This is a genomic window from Methyloversatilis discipulorum, from assembly GCF_018780585.1.
GTDB classification, from domain to species: domain Bacteria; phylum Pseudomonadota; class Gammaproteobacteria; order Burkholderiales; family Rhodocyclaceae; genus Methyloversatilis; species Methyloversatilis discipulorum_B.
The window spans coordinates 39,843-58,643 of sequence record NZ_JADMJL010000036.1 but is presented as its reverse complement, the minus strand read 5'-3'; the positions used below and the strand labels follow the sequence as shown (position 1 = coordinate 58,643).

General features: G+C 66.9%; 16 protein-coding genes. 7 read left to right on the top strand and 9 right to left on the bottom strand.

Annotation, left to right across the window (positions count from 1 at the left end; genetic code table 11):
* Positions 1-451: 451 nt before the first annotated feature.
* Complete coding sequence (locus IV112_RS15585) at positions 452-1,630, bottom strand: porin (RefSeq protein WP_304004903.1); 1,179 nt, start codon at positions 1,628-1,630, stop codon at positions 452-454.
* A 379-nt stretch (positions 1,631-2,009) separates the two neighbouring features.
* Positions 2,010-2,666 carry a GTP cyclohydrolase I FolE gene (gene folE / locus IV112_RS15580; protein WP_304004900.1) on the bottom strand — a complete coding sequence of 219 codons (657 nt, stop codon included), beginning with the start codon at positions 2,664-2,666 and terminating at the stop codon, positions 2,010-2,012.
* A gap of 262 nt (positions 2,667-2,928) precedes the next feature.
* Between folE and IV112_RS15575 the strand changes: the two genes are divergently transcribed.
* Positions 2,929-4,419 (top strand): DegQ family serine endoprotease, encoded by a 1,491-nt coding sequence (locus tag IV112_RS15575; RefSeq protein ID WP_304004897.1) that lies wholly within the window; start codon positions 2,929-2,931, stop codon positions 4,417-4,419.
* A gap of 142 nt (positions 4,420-4,561) precedes the next feature.
* Here the strand turns inward: IV112_RS15575 and ribD are convergent, their stop codons facing one another.
* From ribD to IV112_RS15545, 6 genes are all read right to left on the bottom strand, one after another.
* The gene (gene ribD / locus IV112_RS15570) at positions 4,562-5,668 is read right to left on the bottom strand and encodes a bifunctional diaminohydroxyphosphoribosylaminopyrimidine deaminase/5-amino-6-(5-phosphoribosylamino)uracil reductase RibD (RefSeq protein WP_304004895.1); all 1,107 of its coding nucleotides are present in this window, start codon (positions 5,666-5,668) and stop codon (positions 4,562-4,564) included.
* The gene (gene nrdR, locus IV112_RS15565) at positions 5,669-6,148 is read right to left on the bottom strand and encodes a transcriptional regulator NrdR (protein ID WP_019919492.1); all 480 of its coding nucleotides are present in this window, start codon (positions 6,146-6,148) and stop codon (positions 5,669-5,671) included. It lies immediately after the preceding gene.
* An 81-nt stretch (positions 6,149-6,229) separates the two neighbouring features.
* The gene (locus tag IV112_RS15560) at positions 6,230-7,120 is read right to left on the bottom strand and encodes a flagellar brake protein (protein WP_304004891.1); all 891 of its coding nucleotides are present in this window, start codon (positions 7,118-7,120) and stop codon (positions 6,230-6,232) included.
* Between the two features lie 66 nt (positions 7,121-7,186).
* Positions 7,187-8,632, bottom strand: coding sequence for a LutB/LldF family L-lactate oxidation iron-sulfur protein (locus tag IV112_RS15555; protein WP_304004889.1), 1,446 nt, complete (start codon positions 8,630-8,632; stop codon positions 7,187-7,189).
* A complete protein-coding gene (locus tag IV112_RS15550) occupies positions 8,629-9,294 on the bottom strand; it encodes a LutC/YkgG family protein (RefSeq protein WP_304004885.1) in 666 nt (221 codons plus the stop codon). The genes IV112_RS15555 and IV112_RS15550 overlap by 4 nt, the downstream gene beginning before the upstream one ends.
* A complete protein-coding gene (locus IV112_RS15545; RefSeq protein WP_304004884.1) occupies positions 9,291-10,052 on the bottom strand; it encodes a (Fe-S)-binding protein in 762 nt (253 codons plus the stop codon). The genes IV112_RS15550 and IV112_RS15545 overlap by 4 nt, the downstream gene beginning before the upstream one ends.
* 102 nt (positions 10,053-10,154) lie before the next feature.
* Here IV112_RS15545 and IV112_RS15540 point away from each other — a divergent pair, with 102 nt between their 5' ends.
* Entirely contained in the window at positions 10,155-10,865 is a 711-nt protein-coding gene (locus tag IV112_RS15540) for a FadR/GntR family transcriptional regulator (RefSeq protein ID WP_304004881.1), read from the top strand.
* Positions 10,866-11,014: 149 nt separating this feature from the next.
* On the opposite strand, the gene IV112_RS15535 is transcribed toward IV112_RS15540, so the two are convergent.
* Positions 11,015-12,943 carry a sigma-54-dependent Fis family transcriptional regulator gene (locus IV112_RS15535; RefSeq protein WP_304004879.1) on the bottom strand — a complete coding sequence of 643 codons (1,929 nt, stop codon included), beginning with the start codon at positions 12,941-12,943 and terminating at the stop codon, positions 11,015-11,017.
* 384 nt (positions 12,944-13,327) lie between these two features.
* On the opposite strand from IV112_RS15535, the gene IV112_RS15530 reads away from it, so the two are divergent.
* The 5 genes from IV112_RS15530 to aldA all read left to right on the top strand — a co-directional run bounded on the left by IV112_RS15530 (position 13,328) and on the right by aldA (position 18,696).
* Complete coding sequence (locus tag IV112_RS15530) at positions 13,328-13,936, top strand: ubiquinol-cytochrome c reductase iron-sulfur subunit (protein ID WP_304004877.1); 609 nt, start codon at positions 13,328-13,330, stop codon at positions 13,934-13,936.
* Positions 13,937-14,051: 115 nt separating this feature from the next.
* The gene (locus IV112_RS15525; RefSeq protein WP_304004874.1) at positions 14,052-15,773 is read left to right on the top strand and encodes a methanol/ethanol family PQQ-dependent dehydrogenase; all 1,722 of its coding nucleotides are present in this window, start codon (positions 14,052-14,054) and stop codon (positions 15,771-15,773) included.
* A 62-nt stretch (positions 15,774-15,835) separates the two neighbouring features.
* Positions 15,836-16,711, top strand: coding sequence for a transporter (locus tag IV112_RS15520; RefSeq protein WP_304004835.1), 876 nt, complete (start codon positions 15,836-15,838; stop codon positions 16,709-16,711).
* A gap of 56 nt (positions 16,712-16,767) precedes the next feature.
* A complete protein-coding gene (locus tag IV112_RS15515; protein WP_018230257.1) occupies positions 16,768-17,235 on the top strand; it encodes a DUF1097 domain-containing protein in 468 nt (155 codons plus the stop codon).
* A gap of 24 nt (positions 17,236-17,259) precedes the next feature.
* On the top strand, positions 17,260-18,696 hold the full coding sequence (aldA, locus tag IV112_RS15510; RefSeq protein ID WP_304004831.1) for an aldehyde dehydrogenase: 1,437 nt from the start codon (positions 17,260-17,262) through the stop codon (positions 18,694-18,696).
* Positions 18,697-18,801 lie beyond the last annotated feature (105 nt).

Sequence of the window (18,801 nt, the reverse complement as noted above, 5' to 3'; positions counted from 1 at the left end):
ATGTCCCGAAACAGCACGAAAACGCTTGCGCCGGAACATAGAATCTCCCACAAGGATCGCTCCCTGTTCGCCGCCGGAGCGGGGTTTTGTGAGAGCGAGCTTGCTCGCGATTGCGGCCTTAATCGAAGCCCGCGACGTGCCGAGATCTCACAGCGACCAGAGGTCGCGCCGATCTAGTCAAGGTCCCAGCGGGCTGCTCAGCAGCGCAGCACTGATACGCCTGCGTCGGCATAGGCGTCGAGCACGCCATCGGTCGTCGCGAGATTCAGCCCCACGCAGCGCCGCCGCCAGGTCCGGCAGCACCGCTTTCGCTTCCCGCATATTGACCTGACGCGTCACCCCTCACCTCGACCAACAACCTGGTCAAACGAGTACCTGCGCAACGAAAGGTCAACGAAAAACGGGCGCCCGAAGGCGCCCGTTTGAGCACGACTTTCTGATCGGAAACCGATTAGAAGGTGTGGGCCAGACCGACGTTGAAGCCGGAATCGCCGTAGGCGTTGTTCGTGAACGTGCCGTTGGTGTTGGTCGCACCACCGTTCGCACCAGCACCAGCGGCGTTCTTGGTGATACCGCAGTTGGCGTTACGATCATTGTCAATCTTCGCGTAGGTTGCGTACGCCGTGGTGCGCTTCGAGAAGGCATACTCGCCACCGAAGCCCCACTTCGAGCAATCGCTTTGAGCAGCACGATCATCATTGGCCTGAACATAGCTTGCCTTCAGCTTGATGTTCGCCGTGACCGGTGCTTCCAGACCAATCAGCCAGCCGTCACCGTCAGAAGTAACGGCACCGCCTGCAACATCACCACGACTTGCGCGGTTGCTGCCCTCGGTCTTCTCGTAGTAACCCAAGAGCTTGACAACGCCAAAATCATAGCTGGCACCAGCAACGTACAGATCGTACTCAAGGTCGCCACCAGTCACGGTGTTCGCGCGCTTGATCTTCAGATTTTCATAATCAAGCGTGATGCTCAGCGGGCCATTGTCGTACATGGCGGCAATCGCATACAGGGGCGTGTCGCCGGTTTCGATGTCGCCGGTGAAGAGTGCTTGATTGTTGCCAGCTTCCGACAGCAGCGAGGTCGTGTAAGCGGCCAGGAACTTCAGGCCAGGGGCCAGTTCCGGAGAGATGTACACAACAGCATTGTCGGCACGGTCAGCTTGACCGAGGCCAGACGTACGACCGAACAGCGAACCGGCGTTGGCAACGGTCTGGTTCTTGAACGGGTCGTACTTGCCGACGAAGGAGTAACGGGCGCCATCCACACGGCCGCCGAGGGCGGTACCGAAGGCACCGGTCAGGCCGACCCAGCTGTGACGGTTGGTGGTGCTGCCGAACGAGGTGCCGTTGTCGCCGGAGAAGCCGAATTCGAATTCGTAGATGGCCTTCAGACCGTTGCCCAGGTCTTCGGTGCCCTTGAAGCCGAAGCGATTGGTACCGAGGATGCCATCTTCGAAGTCGTTCAGGCGGCCAGTGCGGCCACCTTGCGAAGCGGCGCCGTTGTCACCACCACGCGACATGAAACCGTAGTCGACACGACCGTAGATGGTCACGTTGGAAGCTTCGGCCATGACGGCGGCCGGGGCGAGCGCTGCGGCGATGGCAGCGGCAAGCAGTTTCTTGGACATTACGCAAATCTCCTCTTGCGATGATAGTGGGTGCCCGGATCGTATTCGGCCTCGCGGCCGCTGCACTGCCGGGCTACACACCTTCGGAGCTTCAGAAGGTGTGGCGGACTGTACCGAAGCAGTAAAGTCGGCCGCAAGCCATGCGTCGAATTACGTATGCCCCCGGCTCAAGTCTTGTGGTTTTTGCGCAACAGGAGCGGTTCGCGCCAAACCGGCGAGGCATGCGCACGCGCAAGGTGCCGCGCGCCCGGTCGCTCGGCGTGCTCCGCGGCATTGAAGCCATGTGGTCGATCGCCTCCTGCGGAGCACGGACACAAAAAAGCCCGGGCCGATCAGCGCCCGGGCTCCATGTGTCTGCCAGACGGACCACTGCGTGAATTCAGACGCCGCAGCTACCGCTGCCGCCGGAGCGGCCGATCAGGTCGAAGAACTCGCGGCGGGTGCGCGCATCGTCGCGGAACAGGCCCAGCATGCGGCTGGTGACCATGGCCACGCCCGGCTTGTGCACACCACGCGTGGTCATGCATTCGTGCGCGGCCTCGATCACGACTGCCACGCCGCGCGGCTGCAGCACCTCGTACAGTGTATCGGCCACCTGCACGGTCATCTTCTCCTGAATCTGCAGGCGCTTGGCGAACACCTCGACCAGCCGCGCCAGCTTGGAAATGCCGACCACACGCCTGTCCGGAAGGTAGGCGACATGAGCGGTACCGATGATGGGCACCATGTGGTGTTCGCAGTGGCTTTCGAAGCGGATGCCGGTCAGCGCAATCACCTCGTCGTAGCCCTCGACTTCCTCGAAGGTGCGGGACAGGATTTCGCGCGGATCTTCGGCGTAGCCCGCAAAGAATTCCTCGTAGGACTTGACCACGCGCTTCGGCGTGTCGATCAGGCCTTCGCGCGCCGGATCGTCGCCGGTCCAGCGGATCAGGGTGCGGACGGCCGCTTCGGCTTCCTCGCGGGTCGGACGACCGGTGTCAGTGCTCTTCATGTTCTTCCTGTACTTATATATATGGTGGATCGGCGGCCGGCTCATGCCCGCCTTCGGCGACCCGGATCGGTCATGGTGGCGGTGCAAGTCCGGGTTTTCAAGAGGTTTGAGCACTGTGTGACCCTTGATATGGCGTTTTTGCTCCCCAGATTGAACAGCGCTAGGCCCGCGGCTTGACGATTGTTTCCGGATGCAAGCCACCGGAACAGCCCGCCGCCGGCCCCGCTCCATCGTTCGCCCACAAGTTGCGCCGACTCATTTCAGTCCGGTTGTCAGGCGCGCAAACACACGTCAGGAGAGGACATCGATGAAGATCAAGCTTTCTCGTACCGCACTCGCCGCGCTAACCGCGACCGCCTTCGGGCTGGGCGCCACGGCGACGACGGTCGACTGGATGCGCCACGCCGAAGCGGCACCGCAGTCGAAGCCGGTGCAGATTGCACAGGCGGCGACCATCACCGCGCCGACCACGGCGCCGCTGGTTGCCGGTCTGCCGGATTTCAGCACGCTGGTCGAGCAGACCTCGCCGTCCGTGGTGAACATCAGCGTGATCGGCAAGCCTTCGCGCGTGGCGGTCAATCCGAACGATCCGATGTTCGAGTTCTTCCGCCGCTTCGGCATCCCGGTGCCGCAGAACCCGCAGCGCGGCGGCGAGGGCCCGGCGCCGCGCGGCATCGGCTCCGGCTTTGTCATCAGCCCTGACGGCTACATCCTGACCAATGCGCACGTGGTGGCCGACGCCGCCGAGGTGACGGTCAAGTTCACCGACAAGCGCGAGTACAAGGCCAAGGTGATCGGCAGCGACAAGCGAACCGACGTCGCGCTGATCAAGATCGAGGCGAAAAACCTGCCGGCGGTGAAGCTGGGCAACGCCGACACCACCCGCGTCGGCGAGTGGGTGGCGGCCATCGGCGCACCCTTCGGCTTCGAGAACACGGTGACGGCCGGCATCGTCAGCGCCAAGTCGCGCGCGCTGCCGGACGAATCGCTGGTGCCCTTCATCCAGACCGACGTGGCGATCAACCCCGGCAATTCCGGCGGTCCGCTGTTCAACCTGAACGGCGAGGTGATCGGCATCAATTCGCAGATCTACTCGCGCACCGGCGGCTTCATGGGTCTGTCCTTCGCCATTCCGATCGACGTCGCGATGCGGGTGGCCGATCAGATCAAGCAGTACGGACGCGCCAAGCACGCCCGTCTCGGCGTCAGCATCCAGCCGATCACGCGCGAACTGGCCGACAGCTTCGGCCTCGACCGCGCGCGCGGCGCGCTGGTCGCCAACGTCGAACAGGGCGGCCCGGCCGACAAGGCCGGTCTGCAGGCCGGCGACGTGATCCTGTCGGTCGATGGCCGCGCCGTGTCCGATTCCTTCGACCTGCCGAAAGTGATCGGCAATCTGGCGCCGGGCAAGACGGTGAAGATGAAGGTGTGGCGCCAGGGTGCGGAACGCGATCTGAGCGCGACGCTGGGCGAACAGAGCGACAGCGAGGTGGCAGCGCTCGACGAAGGTGGCCGCGACAGCGGACCGGTCCGCGACCGACTCGGTCTGGCCGTGCGCCCGCTGACCGGCGCCGAATCGCAACAGCTGGGCGTCACCCGCGGTCTGGTCGTGGCCGACGCCGGCGGTGCGGCCGCACAGGCCGGCATCCAGCCCGGCGACGCCATCCTCGCGGTGAACGGCCAGCCGGTGGGCAGCGCGGAAGAACTGGCAAGACTGGTGGAGAAGGCCAAGGGCCGCATCGCGCTGCTGATCCAGCGCGGCGACAACCGGCTGTTCGTGCCGATCCGGGTAGGCTGATTGCCCCACCGCTGACGTCGCGGCCAAGGCTGCTCCCACAGGAACCACGCCCGGTCGGCGACCGGAGGGGTGTTCTGTGGGACGGGCCTTCTGACCCCGACATCAGCCTGTGCCGAAGCCTATGCCGCGGAACGGCCCGCGCTCAAGACGAAGGTCTAAGCCGGGCCAGCAGCCGCCAGTCCTTGCCCACCGCCCGCATGTCGCGGACGTCTACATCGATGCGCTGGGCCAGCGTGTCGAAGGGGCCCAGATTGAACAGGCCCATGCCGCGCCCGAGCACGGTGGGCGCCAGATACATCAGCAGTTCGTCCACACAGCCCTCGCGGAGCAGCGAGCCGTTCAGCTTGTGACCGGATTCGGCGTGCACCTCGTTCAGCCCCCGCGCGCCCAGCGCCTGGAACATCGCGGGCAGGTCAACCTTGCCGCCCTCGTTCGGCAGCACCAGCAGTTCGGCGCCGGCGTCGCGCAGGGCCTGCGCCTTCGGCGTGTCGTCGGACGCACACACGACCAGCAGCGGTGAACGTTCGATGTCGGCAAACAGCTTCGCCTGCGGCGTCAGCTGCAACCGCGCGTCGACAATGATGCGCAGCGGCTGGCGCGGGGTATCGACTTCGCGCACGGTCAGGCTGGGGTCGTCCTCGATCACCGTGCCGATGCCGGACAGCACCGCACAGGCGCGTGCCCGCCAGCGGTGGCCGTCACGTCGGGCCGCGGCGCCGGTAATCCACTGGCTGACGCCGTTCTCCAGCGCCGTCACGCCGTCCAGCGTCGAGGCGGTTTTCAGCCTGACCCAGGGCTTGCCGCGCGTCATGCGCGACACGAAACCGATGTTCAGTTCGCGCGCATCGCCTTCCAGCACGCCGCAGTCGGTCGCGATGCCGGCGGCGCGCAGGCTTGCCAGACCGTTGCCGGCGACCAGCGGATTCGGGTCCTGCATAGCGGCGACCACGCGCGCGACCCCCGCGGAGATCAGCGCATCGGCACAGGGTGGCGTGCGGCCGTGGTGGCTGCAGGGTTCCAGCGTGACATAGGCGGTCGCCCCACGCGCGGCTTCGCCGGCGGCGCGCAACGCGTGCACTTCTGCGTGGGGTTCGCCGGCCTTCTCATGCCAGCCTTCGCCGACGATCTGCCCGTCGCGCACGAGTACGCAGCCGACGCGCGGATTCGGCGAGGTGGTCCACAGACCACGCGCGGCCAGCTTCAGCGCGCGCGCCATGAAAAGGGTGTCAAGCGAGGCGTCGTGCGCCATTCAGCCTCCCGTCTTGCGCGGCGCGCGCGGCGGTTTGGTCACCTCGCGCACGACCTCTGAAAATTCATCGACATCCTCGAAGTTGCGATAGACGCTGGCGAAGCGGATGTAGCCGATCTTGTCGAGCTTCTTCAGTTCACGCATCACCAGTTCGCCGAGGCGGTCGGTCGCCAGTTCGCGCACCCCCATCGTGAGCAGGCGCTCCTCGATGCGGTCCATCGCCAGATCCACCGACTCGGTGGTGACCGGGCGCTTGCGCAGCGCCAGCATCATGCTGGCGCGCAGCTTTTCGCGATCGTAGTCGGCGCGCCGACCGTCCTTCTTGACGATCTGCGGCATCTTCAGCTCGACCCGCTCGTAGGTGGTGAAGCGCTTGTCGCAGTGCGCACAGCGGCGCCGGCGACGGATGATGTCGCCATCCTCGCTTTCGCGGGTTTCGACCACCTGGGTATCGGGGGAGCTGCAGAACGGGCATTTCATGGCGTCGCTCCGTGCATGGACGGCGCGAATGTTACGCCCGGATGCGGCATTGCGCCGCATTTCGTCCGTACAGGCGCAGATTCAGGCCACGTCGCTCGCTTCGATCAGCTTCTGATAGGTATAGGCCGACAGCGCCAGCCGGTCGCTGCCCTGCACCTCGACGAACTCGAGTCCGTGATGCAGTGCGAGGGTCTCGCTCTCCGGCTCCGGGTTGCTGCGTACCGAGCGGATGCCCGCCTTGACATGCACGAACTGGTCGATGTCGTCGAACTGCAGCCTGAACTTCAACTGCAACAGGTCGCCGATTTCACCCAGCGCGGCCTTGGCGGCAAGCAACGCCCCGCCCTTGCTGATATCGACCAGGGTGCCGGCGTACAGCGCTCCATACATGTCGGTGACCGACGAGATCAGCCGCACGCTGGCGCGCTGGGCGCGGCGCACGCGCATGCCACGCACCTTCTTCGGATAGCTCAGGTGCAGGTAGGGAAAGGGCGTGTTCGACATCTTCAGCACGTGCGCGGGGAAGGCGTACACGCTCTTGCCGGAGAAGAAACGGACGACGAAGGCGGCGTCCTGTTTCACCATCGCGTAGGCGCCATCGACCATCGGCGGCGTCACCATGACGCTGCGTCCCTTCGCGTAGCCGAGCAGCTTCACCGCATGGCGCGGTGCGTCGGTGGCGACGCCCTGCAGTTGCAGCAGGTCGCCGACCTGCAGCCGGATGTCCTCCAGGTCGAGCAGGATGCCGTCCTTGTCCGGTGCCGGCTCGCCGTCCGGCACGATGCTGGACGGCGCCTGCACCTGATTGGCCGCCATGCGGTCGCGGTACAGACCGCGCTCGCTCAGCACGTCGAGCTGGTTCTGCGTCTGCACCACGACGCCGGCTTTCAGCAGCAGTTTGTTGTTCTGGTCGTACAGCGAATACGGCAGGGGCTTGCCCAGCACCACATCGGTCTTGCGCACGGGAATCATGACGGCCTCGGAGGCAGCGGTATCCCCGGGGTATCGACAGACCGCGCCAAAACTTGAAGCCACCGGTCAACGCGGCTGTCCGCGCGCCTTCATCAGATCGTGCAGGCTGCGCGCGGCCGGCCGCAGCGGTGTGCGGTGTTGCGTCCAGCCCATCTGCCGGCGCGGTGCCAGCCAGCGGAAGCGGGTGGCCGCCCAGCGCAGCAGCCGGTAACGTCCGGGGCTGGCGTAGATGCCGCTCCAGAAGCGCCACACCAGCTTCTGCCCGACGCTGAACGAAGCCCCCTGCCCGGCCAGCGGCTGCGCCACCGCGGCACCAGGCGCGCGATTGGCTTCGGTACGCAGGCGCATCAGCAACGACGGGATAGGGATGCGCACCGGGCACACCTCGGCGCAAGCGCCGCACAGGCTGGAGGCGGTCGGCAGATCGCGGCTGTCGTCCAGCCCCAGCAGGTGCGGCGACAGGATCTGGCCGATCGGCCCAGGATAGGTGGTGCCGTAGGCATGGCCGCCAACGCGCGCATAGACCGGGCAGTGGTTCATGCACGCGCCGCAGCGTATGCACTGCAGCGTTGCGCGCAGCTGGGCGTCTGCATAGGCCTGGGTGCGACCGTTGTCGAGCAGCACCAGGTGCATGCGCCGCGGCCCGTCCTGGTCGCCGGGCCGACGCGGACCGGTGATCAGGTTGAAATAGGTGGTGGCGGCCTGACCGGTGGCCGAGCGCGGCAGCAGGCTGGCCAGCGGCATCGCGTGTTCCAGCGTATCGACCACCTTCTCGATACCCATCATCGCGATGTGGATGTCCGGCACCGTCGTCGACAGCCGACCGTTGCCCTCGTTCTCGACCAGCCACAGCGTGCCGGTTTCGGCGATCGCGAAATTGACGCCGGAAATGCCGATGTCGGCCTGCATGAAGCGCTCGCGCAGCACTTCGCGGCCGGTGCGGATCAGCGCGTCGACGTCCTCGGTGTAGCCGGCGTCCGGAATCTTCTGTTCGAACAGCCGCGCGATGTCCTGCTTCGTCTTGTGGATGGCCGGCATGACGATGTGCGACGGCCGTTCGCCAGCCAGCTGCACGATGTACTCGCCCATGTCCGATTCGAGACACTCGACGCCGCGCGCTTCGAGGTAGTGGTTCAGTTCCACCTCCTCGCTCACCATGGATTTGCCCTTGATCACGCGCGTCGCGCCCGCTTCGGTGGCGATGCGGTGGATGATGGCGCAGGCCTCCCCCGGCGTTTCCGCCCAGTGCACCTCGACGCCGCGCGCCTGCAGATTCGTCTCCAGCTTCTCCAGCAGTGCCGGCAGGTGCGCCAGCGCGTGCTTGCGCACCGCCTCGCCAAGATCGCGCAGCGCCTCGGTTTCGACCGGGTCCGGAAACTGGCTGGCACGCTTGTCGCGCAGGAAGTTCATCGCGCTGCGGAAGTTGTCGCGCAGCCCGTCATCCGCCAGCGCCTCGCTGACGCGATCGCGGAACTGCGCCGGCGACACGAAATGCATGGGCTGCGCACTCATGCCAAGTCTCCGTCGGCGATCACCACCACGACCAGTTCGCGCGGGCCGTGCGCGCCGTAGGCCAGCGTCTGCTGGATGTCTGCGGTACGCGACGGGCTGGACACCAGCACGCGGTTGGTCGGCATGTCGTCGGCCCAGCGCTGGCTGCTCGACGCGTGGTGGAGGTCGTCGTACAGATCGCGCGCGTCGACGCAGACCAGGCTGATCGGCGGCACCAGCGACAGCGTGCGCGGCAGCGCGCCGCCGTGGTTCAGCAGCAGCGCGCCGGTGGCCGCAATGCCGGCGGAGGCCGGTGTGAACCCGGCGTCGATGGTCGCAAACATTTCCTGCTTCCAGGACTCGATCTCGCCGTCGAAGCGCACCGCCTCGATGACGGGCGGCAAGGTCGCCGCCAGCTCTTCGGCGCGCACTTCGCCGTTCAGCGCCAGGCGACGCACGCCGCGCAGGTGCAACGCATCGGCCGCAACGCGTGCCCACTCGGCCGGCTGCGCCACCATCACGTCGGCGCGCGAGGCGCGCAGTCGTGCGCACAGTTGCTGCAGCCGCTCGCCCGGCGTCAGCCGTGGTCGCTGCGCGTAGTAGGCCGCCACGTCGGGAGGCGCCACCGGCGCGCCAGGCTCGGCCGCGCGCAGGCGGGCGAGGATGCGTTCGCGCGCGCTCATGCCTGTCCCTCCAGCCGACGCAGCAGGAAGGTCGCCAGGTGCTCGCCGCGCAACGCCCGACCCTGGTGTTCGGCGGCGTGCGAAATGTTCAGCATGCAGCCGCAGTCGGCGGTGACGAAGCGCTCGCAGACCGCCGACAGGCTGGCCACCTTGTCGTGCACGATGGCGCCCGATATGTCCGCGTGCTTGAGCGAGAACACCCCGCCGAAGCCGCAGCATTCCGATTCGTTGGCATGCGTGTCCAGCGTGACGCCAGGCAGTGCCGACAGCAGTTGCACGCCGTGCGCGCGGGTACCCATTTCGCGTCGCGCACTGCACGAGGTGTGCAGGCCGACGGTGACCGGCTCGGCGCTCGCAGCCGAGTAGTCGACGTGCAGCACGTCGACCAGGAAGCCGGCCAGTTCGTACACGCGGCCGGCCACATCGCGGGCGCGCGCCTGCATCTTCGGATCGTCGTCGAACAGCGTCGGCCAGTGGTGACGCATCATGCCGGCACAGGAGCCGGACGGCACGACGATGGGCCAGGGCTGGTCGAACAGCGCAATCTGCGCGGCGGCCACGCGGCGCGCCTCGTCCGGATTGCCGCTGGTGAAGGCCGGCTGGCCGCAGCAGGTCTGGGCGCGCGGGAAATGCACGGTCAGTCCTTCGCGTTCCAGCAGACGTACCGCATCGACGCCGGCCTGTGGCACGAAAAGGTCGATCAGGCAGGTACCGAACAGATAGACCTGATCGGGGCGCGGCGGACGATCTGCGTGCATCGGAAACTCCGGTGGGCACCCTCGGGTGCGATGGAGCGAGATGATCGCGGCGCCATTGCTTCAGGCAAAATTGGTCGGACCAATTCTTCTGCACCCGTCACCATGCCGCCCACCGCCGCCGACCGCGCCACCCGCGAACTCGAAAGCCGCCTGCTCGACGGCCGCTATGCCGCTGGCGCCCGTCTGCCGGCCGAACGTGCGCTGGCAGATGAACTGGGCGTGTCGCGCGGCACGCTGCGCGAAGCGGTGCAGCGCCTGGCAGCGCGCGGACTGCTGGCCAGCCGCGTGGGTAGTGGCGTCTATGTGACCGACCGCCTGCACGGCGGGCTGACCTCGCCGTGGCGCCAGCTGCTGACCGAACACCCGCACCTTGGCAAGGACATGCTGGAATTCCGCCGCGTACTCGAAGGTGAGGCGGCCGCCTTCGCGGCTGAGCGCGCGACGCGTGCCGACCTGACGATGCTGCGCGGCGTGATCGACCGCCTGCGCCGCGCCCGGCGCGACGACGACGAAGCGCAGGAAGTGCTGCTCGATTCGCTGTGGCACGGCGCCATCGCCACCGCTGCGCACAACGCGATGTTCGGTTACCTGCAGGCCAATCTGCTCGCACTGCACCGCGAACACATGGCACAGAATCATGCCGGTCTGCGCTTCGGCGACCGCGCGGTGGCGGAGGCGCTGTGGCAGCAGCACTTCGCGCTGTGGGAGGCGATCCGCGCACGGGCACCGGAGCAGGCCCGCGACACCATGTACGCGCACATCGACTTCGTGCGCGCGCGGCTGGCGCCCGATGCTGCGGGCGCGCTGCCCTGATCGCGACAGCGGTCTGGATCGACGTCCGCGGCAAGCATCCGCCCCGTCGCGGCCAGGGCCGCCCCCACAAAATCACTCTCGCCCCATGGCCTCAGCCGGTTCCTGTGGGAGGGGTCTTCCGACCCCGACAGCGGCCGCGATGTCCTGCGTCAGCGGCTCGGGAAGCGCCCTCGACCCAGGCCGTAGCGGCTGAGCCGGCGGTAGAAGGTGGCGCGCGGCATGCCGATCAGTGCGGCCGCCTCGGTGGCGCGCCAGCCGGTCGCTTCCATCGCTTCGACGATGCGCCGCCGCTCGTCCGCCTCGGCGTCACTGCGCGGCAGCGCGATGGCGGGTGGCGGCTCGTCGAGCGCGCGCAGGATGTTGTCCGGCAGATGCTCGCGCGACATCGTGTCCGATTCGCACACTGCCACCGCATAGCGCAGCGTGTTGCGCAGCTGGCGGATGTTGCCGGGCCAGGCGTAACCCATCAGCTCTTCTGCCAGTTCCGCCGGCAGCTCGATGTCGCGACCGGCCGCAGCGCACTCCTCATCGAACACCTGCTGCAGAACGTCGCGCCGGTCGCTGCGCGCACGCAGCGGCGGCAGCGTGAAGGTGGCGGCGTTGAGCCGGTAGAAGAGGTCCTCGCGGAAACGGCCGCCGGCGACCAGCGATTCGAGGTCGCGGTGGGTGGCGCAGATGACGTTCAGATCGACCTTCTCCGGCTCGGTGCCGCCCAGACGCAGCACCTCGCCCTCGGCCAGAACGCGCAGCAGCCGCGTCTGCAGCGGCAGCGGCATGTCGCCGATCTCGTCGAGAAAGAGCGTGCCGCCGCTGGACAGCTGGATCTTGCCCGCCTCGCCCTTCGCCTTGGCGCCGGTGAATGCGCCTTCGCGGTAGCCGAACAGTTCGCTCTCGATCAGGTTCTCCGGAATCGCCGCGCAGTTCAGCGCAACGAAGGGCTTGTCGCGCCGCTCGCTCTGCGCGTGGATGGCGTGCGCGAACGCTTCCTTGCCGGAACCTGTTTCGCCGAGCAGCAGGATGGGCAGGCGGCTGTTCACGATGCGTTTCAGACGCTGGATGTCGCTGACCAGGCGGGTGTCGCGCGCGGTCAGCGTGCTGAAGTCGTGGCGGCCCTGCACCAAGCGCCGCGCGACCCGTCGCTGTTCAGGCACGCGCACGATGGCCGACAGCGCCTGGCCTGTCGTAAGCCGGCGCAACGCGACCGGCATGCCCGGACGGTCGTGCGCCGCGCGCAGCAGTTCGTCGGCGCTCAGATCGAACACTTCGTGGAAGGCACGCGGCAGCGGACCGGCGTGTTCCAGCAGTTCGACATGGGCGAGGAAATTGGCCTGCACCACGTAGCCGCGCTCATCCAGCGCCAGCAGGTAGCTGCGCTCCGGTTCAAGCCCGCGACCGGCGCCGCCGATCTGTAGCGTCCACCGGTGGCGGTTGGCTTCGATGAACCAGGCGTTCTCGATGAAACGGGCGTTCTGCGCCACCAGCTGGAACACGACGGACTGGCTGCGCCGGTCGTCCGGTGAAGCCAGCGCCGAAGCGTTCAGCACGCCCATGATGTCGTTGTCGGGACCGAAGATCGGTGCCGCGCTGCACGTGATGCCGATGTTGTAGGCGCGGAAATGCTCACCCTTGTGTACCAGGATGGGCGCGCGGTCGACCAGCGTCGTACCGACGCCGCAGGTGCCTTCGTCCTGCTCGGACCAGCAGGCGCCGACACGGAAACCGCGCGACTTGAATTCGTGATCGATGGTCGGCAGGCCACGGAAATCGACGGTGCTGCCGTCGGCGTCGGTCATCAGCACGCAATAGCCGGCGTCCTTGATCTGGCTGTGCAGCTTGCCCACGCCCAGGCGCGCGAGCTGCAGGAAGGATTCGATGCGGCCTAAGCGCTCGCGCACCTCCGCCGCACTGAGGATGCGCGGCGCCGCCGGCACTTCGGGGTCCACCCGGTAGAGCTCCAGCGAGCGCCGCCAGGAATCGGCGATGCGCTCCTCGCCCGCCAGCGCGAGCGCGCCGGCGCGCGCATCCGACGCTGCGGCGACCCGCCGCATGTGTTGCGAAAACTCGTCCCTGAATCGCATGGCCCGTCCTCCTCCGACACGTTTTCGTCATCGCCGTGCGGTCAGGCCGCCGGCTGTTTTCGCGACAGTGTAGGAGACGCCTTCCGCGCGCTTCAAGCGGAATCTCCGCTGCACCGCAGCATCTTCACACCCATGCAAGCCACTGAATTACAAGGATTTGTCTCACTTCAAGTGAGATTCCGTCTCACCTGAGCGGGAAATCCCGCCGCCCTCGATCGGGCTCGCCCGCGGGATGGATTCCCTGCGCTGGCGGGCAAATTCGGCGTCACTGCGTCGTTTGAAACACGTCTGCAACACAGTCCATCCGCATATCGAAGCCACGTCCGGCACATGGCACGCCGCTCGCTCCAAGGCTGTTCGCCACACCGAACCTGCGAGGAGACCATGGACAAGGACAACACGAAAAAAATCGCCGACAGCGCGTGCGCCCCCTGCTGCATGCAGCGTCGCGATGCAATGAAGGCCGCCATCGCGGTCACCGTCATGCTCGGCGGCGGCCTGCGTGGCGCGCAGGCCAGCGAGCCGGCCGACCTGCCGCCGCAACCGGGTGACCGCCTGGTACGCATGGACGAAGAGGGGCCGCCGCAGCCGCTGAAGGCGGCCGACATTCCGCTCGCCAGCAAGCCGGTGCGCGCACTGCCCTTCGCCGCGACCGATGCGCTGGTGCGCGACGGCAGCCGTCTGGGTCGCGTCATCCTGATGCGCTTCGACCCGGCTTCGCTCGACGAAGAAACCCGTGCCCGCAGCGCCGACGGCGTGCTCGCCTACTCGGCGGTGTGCACCCACCAGGGCTGCGAGGTCAGCGAGTGGGACGCCAACGGCGGCGCGATGTTCTGTTTCTGCCATTTCTCGAAGTTCGATCCGCTGAAGGCCGGCGCCGTCACCGCCGGTCCGGCCGGACGCGCGCTGCCCTGGCTGCCGTTGAAGAGCGAGAACGGCGAGCTGGTGGTGGCCGGCGCGTTCAGCTCCGTTCCCGGCGTGCGCAAGGGCTGACCGGCCAATCCCGCTTTACACCGCCCGGACGTCACAAGGCGAAGCGTCCGGGCTGCAGCAGCGGTCGCACCCACGAGGCGCGACCACACCTTCGCCCTAAAACACAGGAGGAAGCATGAGAACCATGATGAAGCGGACCGCCCTCGCGGCGGCACTGCTCGCACCGCTGGTGGCCGGTGCGCTGCCGGCCTACACGCCGGTGACCGACGCTCGGCTGAACAAGCCTGAGGCGCAGAACTGGCTGATGTACCGCGCTAACTACGCCGGCTGGGGCTACAGCCCGCTCAAGCAGGTGAGCGACAGGAACGTCGACAAGTTGCAGCTGGCCTGGGCGTTCTCGACCGGCATGACCGAAGGGCATCAGGCGCCGCCCATCGTGAACAACGGCTACATGTTCGTCGCCACGCCGAACAACCAGGTCATCTGTCTGGAAGCGAAGACCGGCCGCGAGATCTGGCGCTACAAGAAGACCATTCCGGACGAGCTGCAGCAGCTGCACCCGACCAACCGCGGCGTCGCGCTGTACGGTGACCGCGTCTACATGGCCACCACCGACGCCTTCCTGGTCGCGCTCGACGCGAAGACCGGCAAGGAGGTGTGGAAAACCGCGGTCGCCGACTGGAAGTCCGGCTACTACATGACGCTGGCGCCCCTGGCGGCCAAGGGCAAGATCATGATCGGCAGTTCGGGTGGCGAGTACGGCATCCGCGGTTTCGTCGCCGCCTTCGATGCCGACACCGGCAAGGAAGCGTGGCGCACCTACACCATCGCCGGCCCCGGCGAACCGGGCGGCGACAGCTGGCCGGGCGATACCTACAAGCGCGGCGGCGGCTCGGTGTGGATCACCGGCACCTACGACCCGGACACTAACCTCGCCTTCTGGGGCGTCGGCAACGCCGGCCCGTGGATGGCCGACACGCGCAGCGGCGACAACCTGTACGCCAACTCGGTGCTGGCACTGGATGTCGACACCGGCAAGCTCAAGGGCTATCACCAGTACCACCACAACGACTCGTGGGACTGGGACGAGGTGTCGGCCCCGCTGCTGATCGACCTCGAGCACAAGGGCAGGAAGGTGAAGTCGCTGGTGCACGCCGGCCGCAACGGCTATCTGTGGATGCTGGAGCGCACCGACAGCAAGGTGAATTACGTCGATGCCTGGCCCTACGTCACGCAGAACGTGTTCACCCGGCTCGACCCGAAGACCGGCCGCCCGACCTACGACCCGGCACGCATCCCGGCCACCGGCAAGACGGTGAATTTCTGCCCCTCGCTGTGGGGCGGCAAGGACTGGCCGCCCGAGGCCTACAACCCGCATACCGGCCTGCTCTACATCCCGGCGCAGAACAATCTGTGCTCGGAACTGACCGGCGAGCCGGTCAAGTACAACAAGGGCGATCTCTACCTCGGCGTGTCGATCGAGAACGTGCTCACCAATGTGCGCATGACGCCGGAGTCGAAGGTGCATATCGGCGAAGTGCAGGCCTGGGACCTCAAGACCGGCAAGAAGGTGTGGACCCACACCTACCCGGAAATGAACTGGGGCCCGCTGATGACCACGGCCGGCAACCTGGTGTTCGGTGGAGGCACCAACGACCGCAAGTTCCGCGCCTTCAACGCCAGCACCGGCAAGCTGCTGTGGGAATTCCCGACCAACTCGGGTGTGACCGGCGTGCCCTCCAGCTTCGAGGTCGACGGCGAACAGTACATCGCCGTGCAGTCGGGCTGGGGCGTCGATGCCGAACGCATGCAGGGCGCCTTCAATGCAGTGCTCGACAAGAAGACCACCGTGCCGCAGGGCGGCGTCATCTGGGTGTTCAAGCTGCCCAGGAAGTGATCGGCCGGGGCGCCCGGCCCACCGTGCGCCCGCCTGACAAACCATAACAAGGACATACCCTCATGAGCACTGCTGCAATCACTCCCGCCCGCGCCGCAAAGGCTGTCGTCTCCTCTTCCAGTATCGCACTGGCGCTGCTGTCCGGCAGCGCCAGTGCCCAGACCACCTTCGACGTGATCGGTCCGCACGAGTACGACCTGCCGGTCAATTTCGACCAGCCGTTCAACGTGTTCGTGCAGTACGCCACCGTGCAGCGCGACAGTCGTCTGTTCGACAACGACGGCGACCGTCAGCGCGGCAACAGCGCGCAGAAGATCATCGGCCTGTCGAAGTACGTGCGCTTCTGGACGCCCGAGTCGAACCGCAACATCGGTCTGGCCTTCGAGGTCATCCAGCCGACGGTGGGCATCCGCAACCGCGACGCCGTCGACCCGGACGCGCGGCACATCAGCGGTTTCGGCGACACCATCACCGGCGCGGCCATCTGGTACAAGCCGACGCCCGGTTCGACCCTGGGTTTCCAGACCTTCCTGCAGATCCCGATCGGCGACAAGGACGTCAGCGACACCAACTGGAAGAACCTGTCCAGCCTGCTGTGGTACGTGCCGCTGACCGAGCGCATCGGCTGGACCGGCGACCTGGGCTTCGTCGCGCAGAGCCGGCGCGACGACGGCAATCGCCCGGGCATGCTGTGGCACACCAACAACCGCTTCGGCTACCGCGTGAACGACTGGCTGGAGCCGTTCGCCGGTGTCGACTACGAGCGCATCAGCGGCCGCAACGGCGCCGATGACTCGTGGGGCTTCGATGGTTCGCTCGGCGTGATGTTCCATTACTACGGTAACCAGTCGATCGCGCTGCGCTACTCGCACGGCATCGAGGGCGAGAACCGGCCGGTCAACAACAGCATCAACATCAAGTACGCCTACGTCTGGTAAGTCCCGGCCGGAGGCGTGCCGCGGCGCGCCTCCGGCCTCACTCAAGGAGGCATCAAATGAAACTGCTGCACGCACTCGCACTGAGCATCGCCCTGCTGGTCGCACTGTGGGTCTGCCTGAGCATCGGCATGCCGAACCTGCAGCTGAACCCGTGGATAGGCTTCGTCGCCTGGGCCACCTTCTTCGCCGCCGGCGGCGGCAGTCAGGCGCTCGGCAAGTCGGCCTTCGCCGCGCTGGCCGGCGTCGTGCTGACCGCCGGCACGATGTGGCTGGTCGCGCTGGCCGGCGGCAGCCTGCCGGCGCTGGCGCTGCTGGTCGCGGTGCTGGCCTTCGTGCTGGTGGCGATGGCCGACGTCGCGGCGCTGTCCTACACACCGGCCGCCTTCCTTGGCGCGGCCACCTATTTCGGCGCCACCGGCGACACCTTCGAGAAGGCGCTGTTCGTCGGCCTGACCTGGGTCGCCGGCCTCACCTTCGGTTACCTGTCCGAGTCCTTCGGCAAACGCATGACGCGTGCCGCCTGATTTCCGTCCCAAGGAGAAGCTGCAATGAGTACCCATCACAATTACATCGACGGACGCTTCGACGAGGCCGACGTCGCCACCCGCATCGAGGTGTTCAATCCGGCCACGCACGCCTTGCTCGACACGGTGCCGGAAGCCGGCGTCGCCGCGGTCGAGCGTGCGATCGCCGCCGCCCGCGCGGCGCAGCCCCTGTGGGCGAAGCTGCCGGCCATCCAGCGCGCCGGCTGGCTGCGCAAGGTGGCCGAAGGCCTGCGCGGCGTGCGCGAGGAGATGGCGCGCCTGCTGACGCTGGAACAGGGCAAGACGCTGGGCCTGGCGCGGGTCGAGGTCGACTTCACTGCCGACTACCTCGACTACATGGCGGAATGGGCACGCCGCATCGAAGGCGAGGTGCTCACCAGCGACCGCCCGGGCGAAAGCATATTCCTGCTGCGCAAGCCGGTCGGCGTGGTTGCCGGCGTGCTGCCGTGGAACTTCCCGCTCTTCCTGATCGCCCGCAAGATGGCGCCAGCGCTGGTCACCGGCAACACCATCGTGATCAAGCCGAGCGAGGAAACACCGCTCAACGCCTTCCTGTTCGCCAAGCTGGTACATGCCGCCGAACTGCCGCGCGGCGTGTTCAATCTGGTCGGCGGCCGCGGTGAAACCACCGGCGCCGCGCTGACCGGCAGCCGCGCCATCGACATGGTGAGCTTCACCGGCAGCGTCGAGACCGGCAGTCGCATCATGCAGGCCGCCGGCCGCAACCTGACCCGCGTCAATCTTGAACTGGGCGGCAAGGCGCCGGCCATCGTGCTGGCCGACGCCGACCTCGATCTCGCCTCGACCGCGATCACCGCCTCGCGCGTCATCAACACCGGACAGGTGTGCAACTGCGCCGAGCGCATCTACGTGCAGCGCGCAGTGGCCGACGAGTTCATCACCAAGCTCACCGCGAAGATGGCGGCGACCCGCTACGGCGACCCGATCGCCGACCCGAGCATCGACATGGGCCCGCTGGTGAACAAGGAAGGCCTGGACAAGGTCGCCGCCATGGTCGAACAGGCGAAGCGCGACGGCGCCCAGTGCGTGCTCGGCGGCCAGATCGCCGACCGCGCGTCCGGCTATCACTACGAACCCACCGTGCTGATCAACTGCCACGCCGACATGGACATCATGCGCAAGGAAATCTTCGGCCCGGTGCTGCCGGTGCAGCTGGTCGACGATCTGGACGAGGCGGTGGCCCACGCCAACGCGTCGGACTACGGCCTGACCTCGTCGGTCTATACGCGCGATCTGAATGCTGCAATGCGCGCGATCCGCGACCTGCAGTTCGGTGAAACCTATGTCAATCGCGAGAACTTCGAGGCGATGCAGGGTTTCCACGCCGGCCGCCGCAAGTCGGGCATAGGCGGTGCCGACGGCAAGCACGGGCTGTACGAGTACACGGAAACCCACGTGGCCTACATACAGCACGGCTGACGCGCGATCCGGGTGAGGCGATCCTTCACCCGTCGTACGCCATCCGGGTCTTGTACAAGACCAGACGATCTCCTCGGTTGCGGGCACTCCGGCCCCGGAGTTGCC

Bases quoted from the DNA above. Each gene is read 5' to 3' on its own strand.
- ribD (WP_304004895.1), bottom strand. From the start codon at position 5,668: ATGGCGCACGACGCCTCGCTTGACACCCTTTTCATGGCGCGCGCGCTG.
- IV112_RS15520 (WP_304004835.1), top strand. From the start codon at position 15,836: ATGAGCACTGCTGCAATCACTCCCGCCCGCGCCGCAAAGGCTGTCGTC.
- IV112_RS15575 (WP_304004897.1), top strand. From the start codon at position 2,929: ATGAAGATCAAGCTTTCTCGTACCGCACTCGCCGCGCTAACCGCGACC.
- IV112_RS15530 (WP_304004877.1), top strand. From the start codon at position 13,328: ATGGACAAGGACAACACGAAAAAAATCGCCGACAGCGCGTGCGCCCCC.
- IV112_RS15540 (WP_304004881.1), top strand. From the start codon at position 10,155: ATGCCGCCCACCGCCGCCGACCGCGCCACCCGCGAACTCGAAAGCCGC.
- IV112_RS15560 (WP_304004891.1), bottom strand. From the start codon at position 7,120: ATGATTCCCGTGCGCAAGACCGATGTGGTGCTGGGCAAGCCCCTGCCG.
- IV112_RS15545 (WP_304004884.1), bottom strand. From the start codon at position 10,052: ATGCACGCAGATCGTCCGCCGCGCCCCGATCAGGTCTATCTGTTCGGT.
- IV112_RS15555 (WP_304004889.1), bottom strand. From the start codon at position 8,632: ATGAGTGCGCAGCCCATGCATTTCGTGTCGCCGGCGCAGTTCCGCGAT.
- IV112_RS15535 (WP_304004879.1), bottom strand. From the start codon at position 12,943: ATGCGATTCAGGGACGAGTTTTCGCAACACATGCGGCGGGTCGCCGCA.
- IV112_RS15525 (WP_304004874.1), top strand. From the start codon at position 14,052: ATGAGAACCATGATGAAGCGGACCGCCCTCGCGGCGGCACTGCTCGCA.
- folE (WP_304004900.1), bottom strand. From the start codon at position 2,666: ATGAGCCGGCCGCCGATCCACCATATATATAAGTACAGGAAGAACATG.
- aldA (WP_304004831.1), top strand. From the start codon at position 17,260: ATGAGTACCCATCACAATTACATCGACGGACGCTTCGACGAGGCCGAC.
- nrdR (WP_019919492.1), bottom strand. From the start codon at position 6,148: ATGAAATGCCCGTTCTGCAGCTCCCCCGATACCCAGGTGGTCGAAACC.
- IV112_RS15585 (WP_304004903.1), bottom strand. From the start codon at position 1,630: ATGTCCAAGAAACTGCTTGCCGCTGCCATCGCCGCAGCGCTCGCCCCG.
- IV112_RS15515 (WP_018230257.1), top strand. From the start codon at position 16,768: ATGAAACTGCTGCACGCACTCGCACTGAGCATCGCCCTGCTGGTCGCA.
- IV112_RS15550 (WP_304004885.1), bottom strand. From the start codon at position 9,294: ATGAGCGCGCGCGAACGCATCCTCGCCCGCCTGCGCGCGGCCGAGCCT.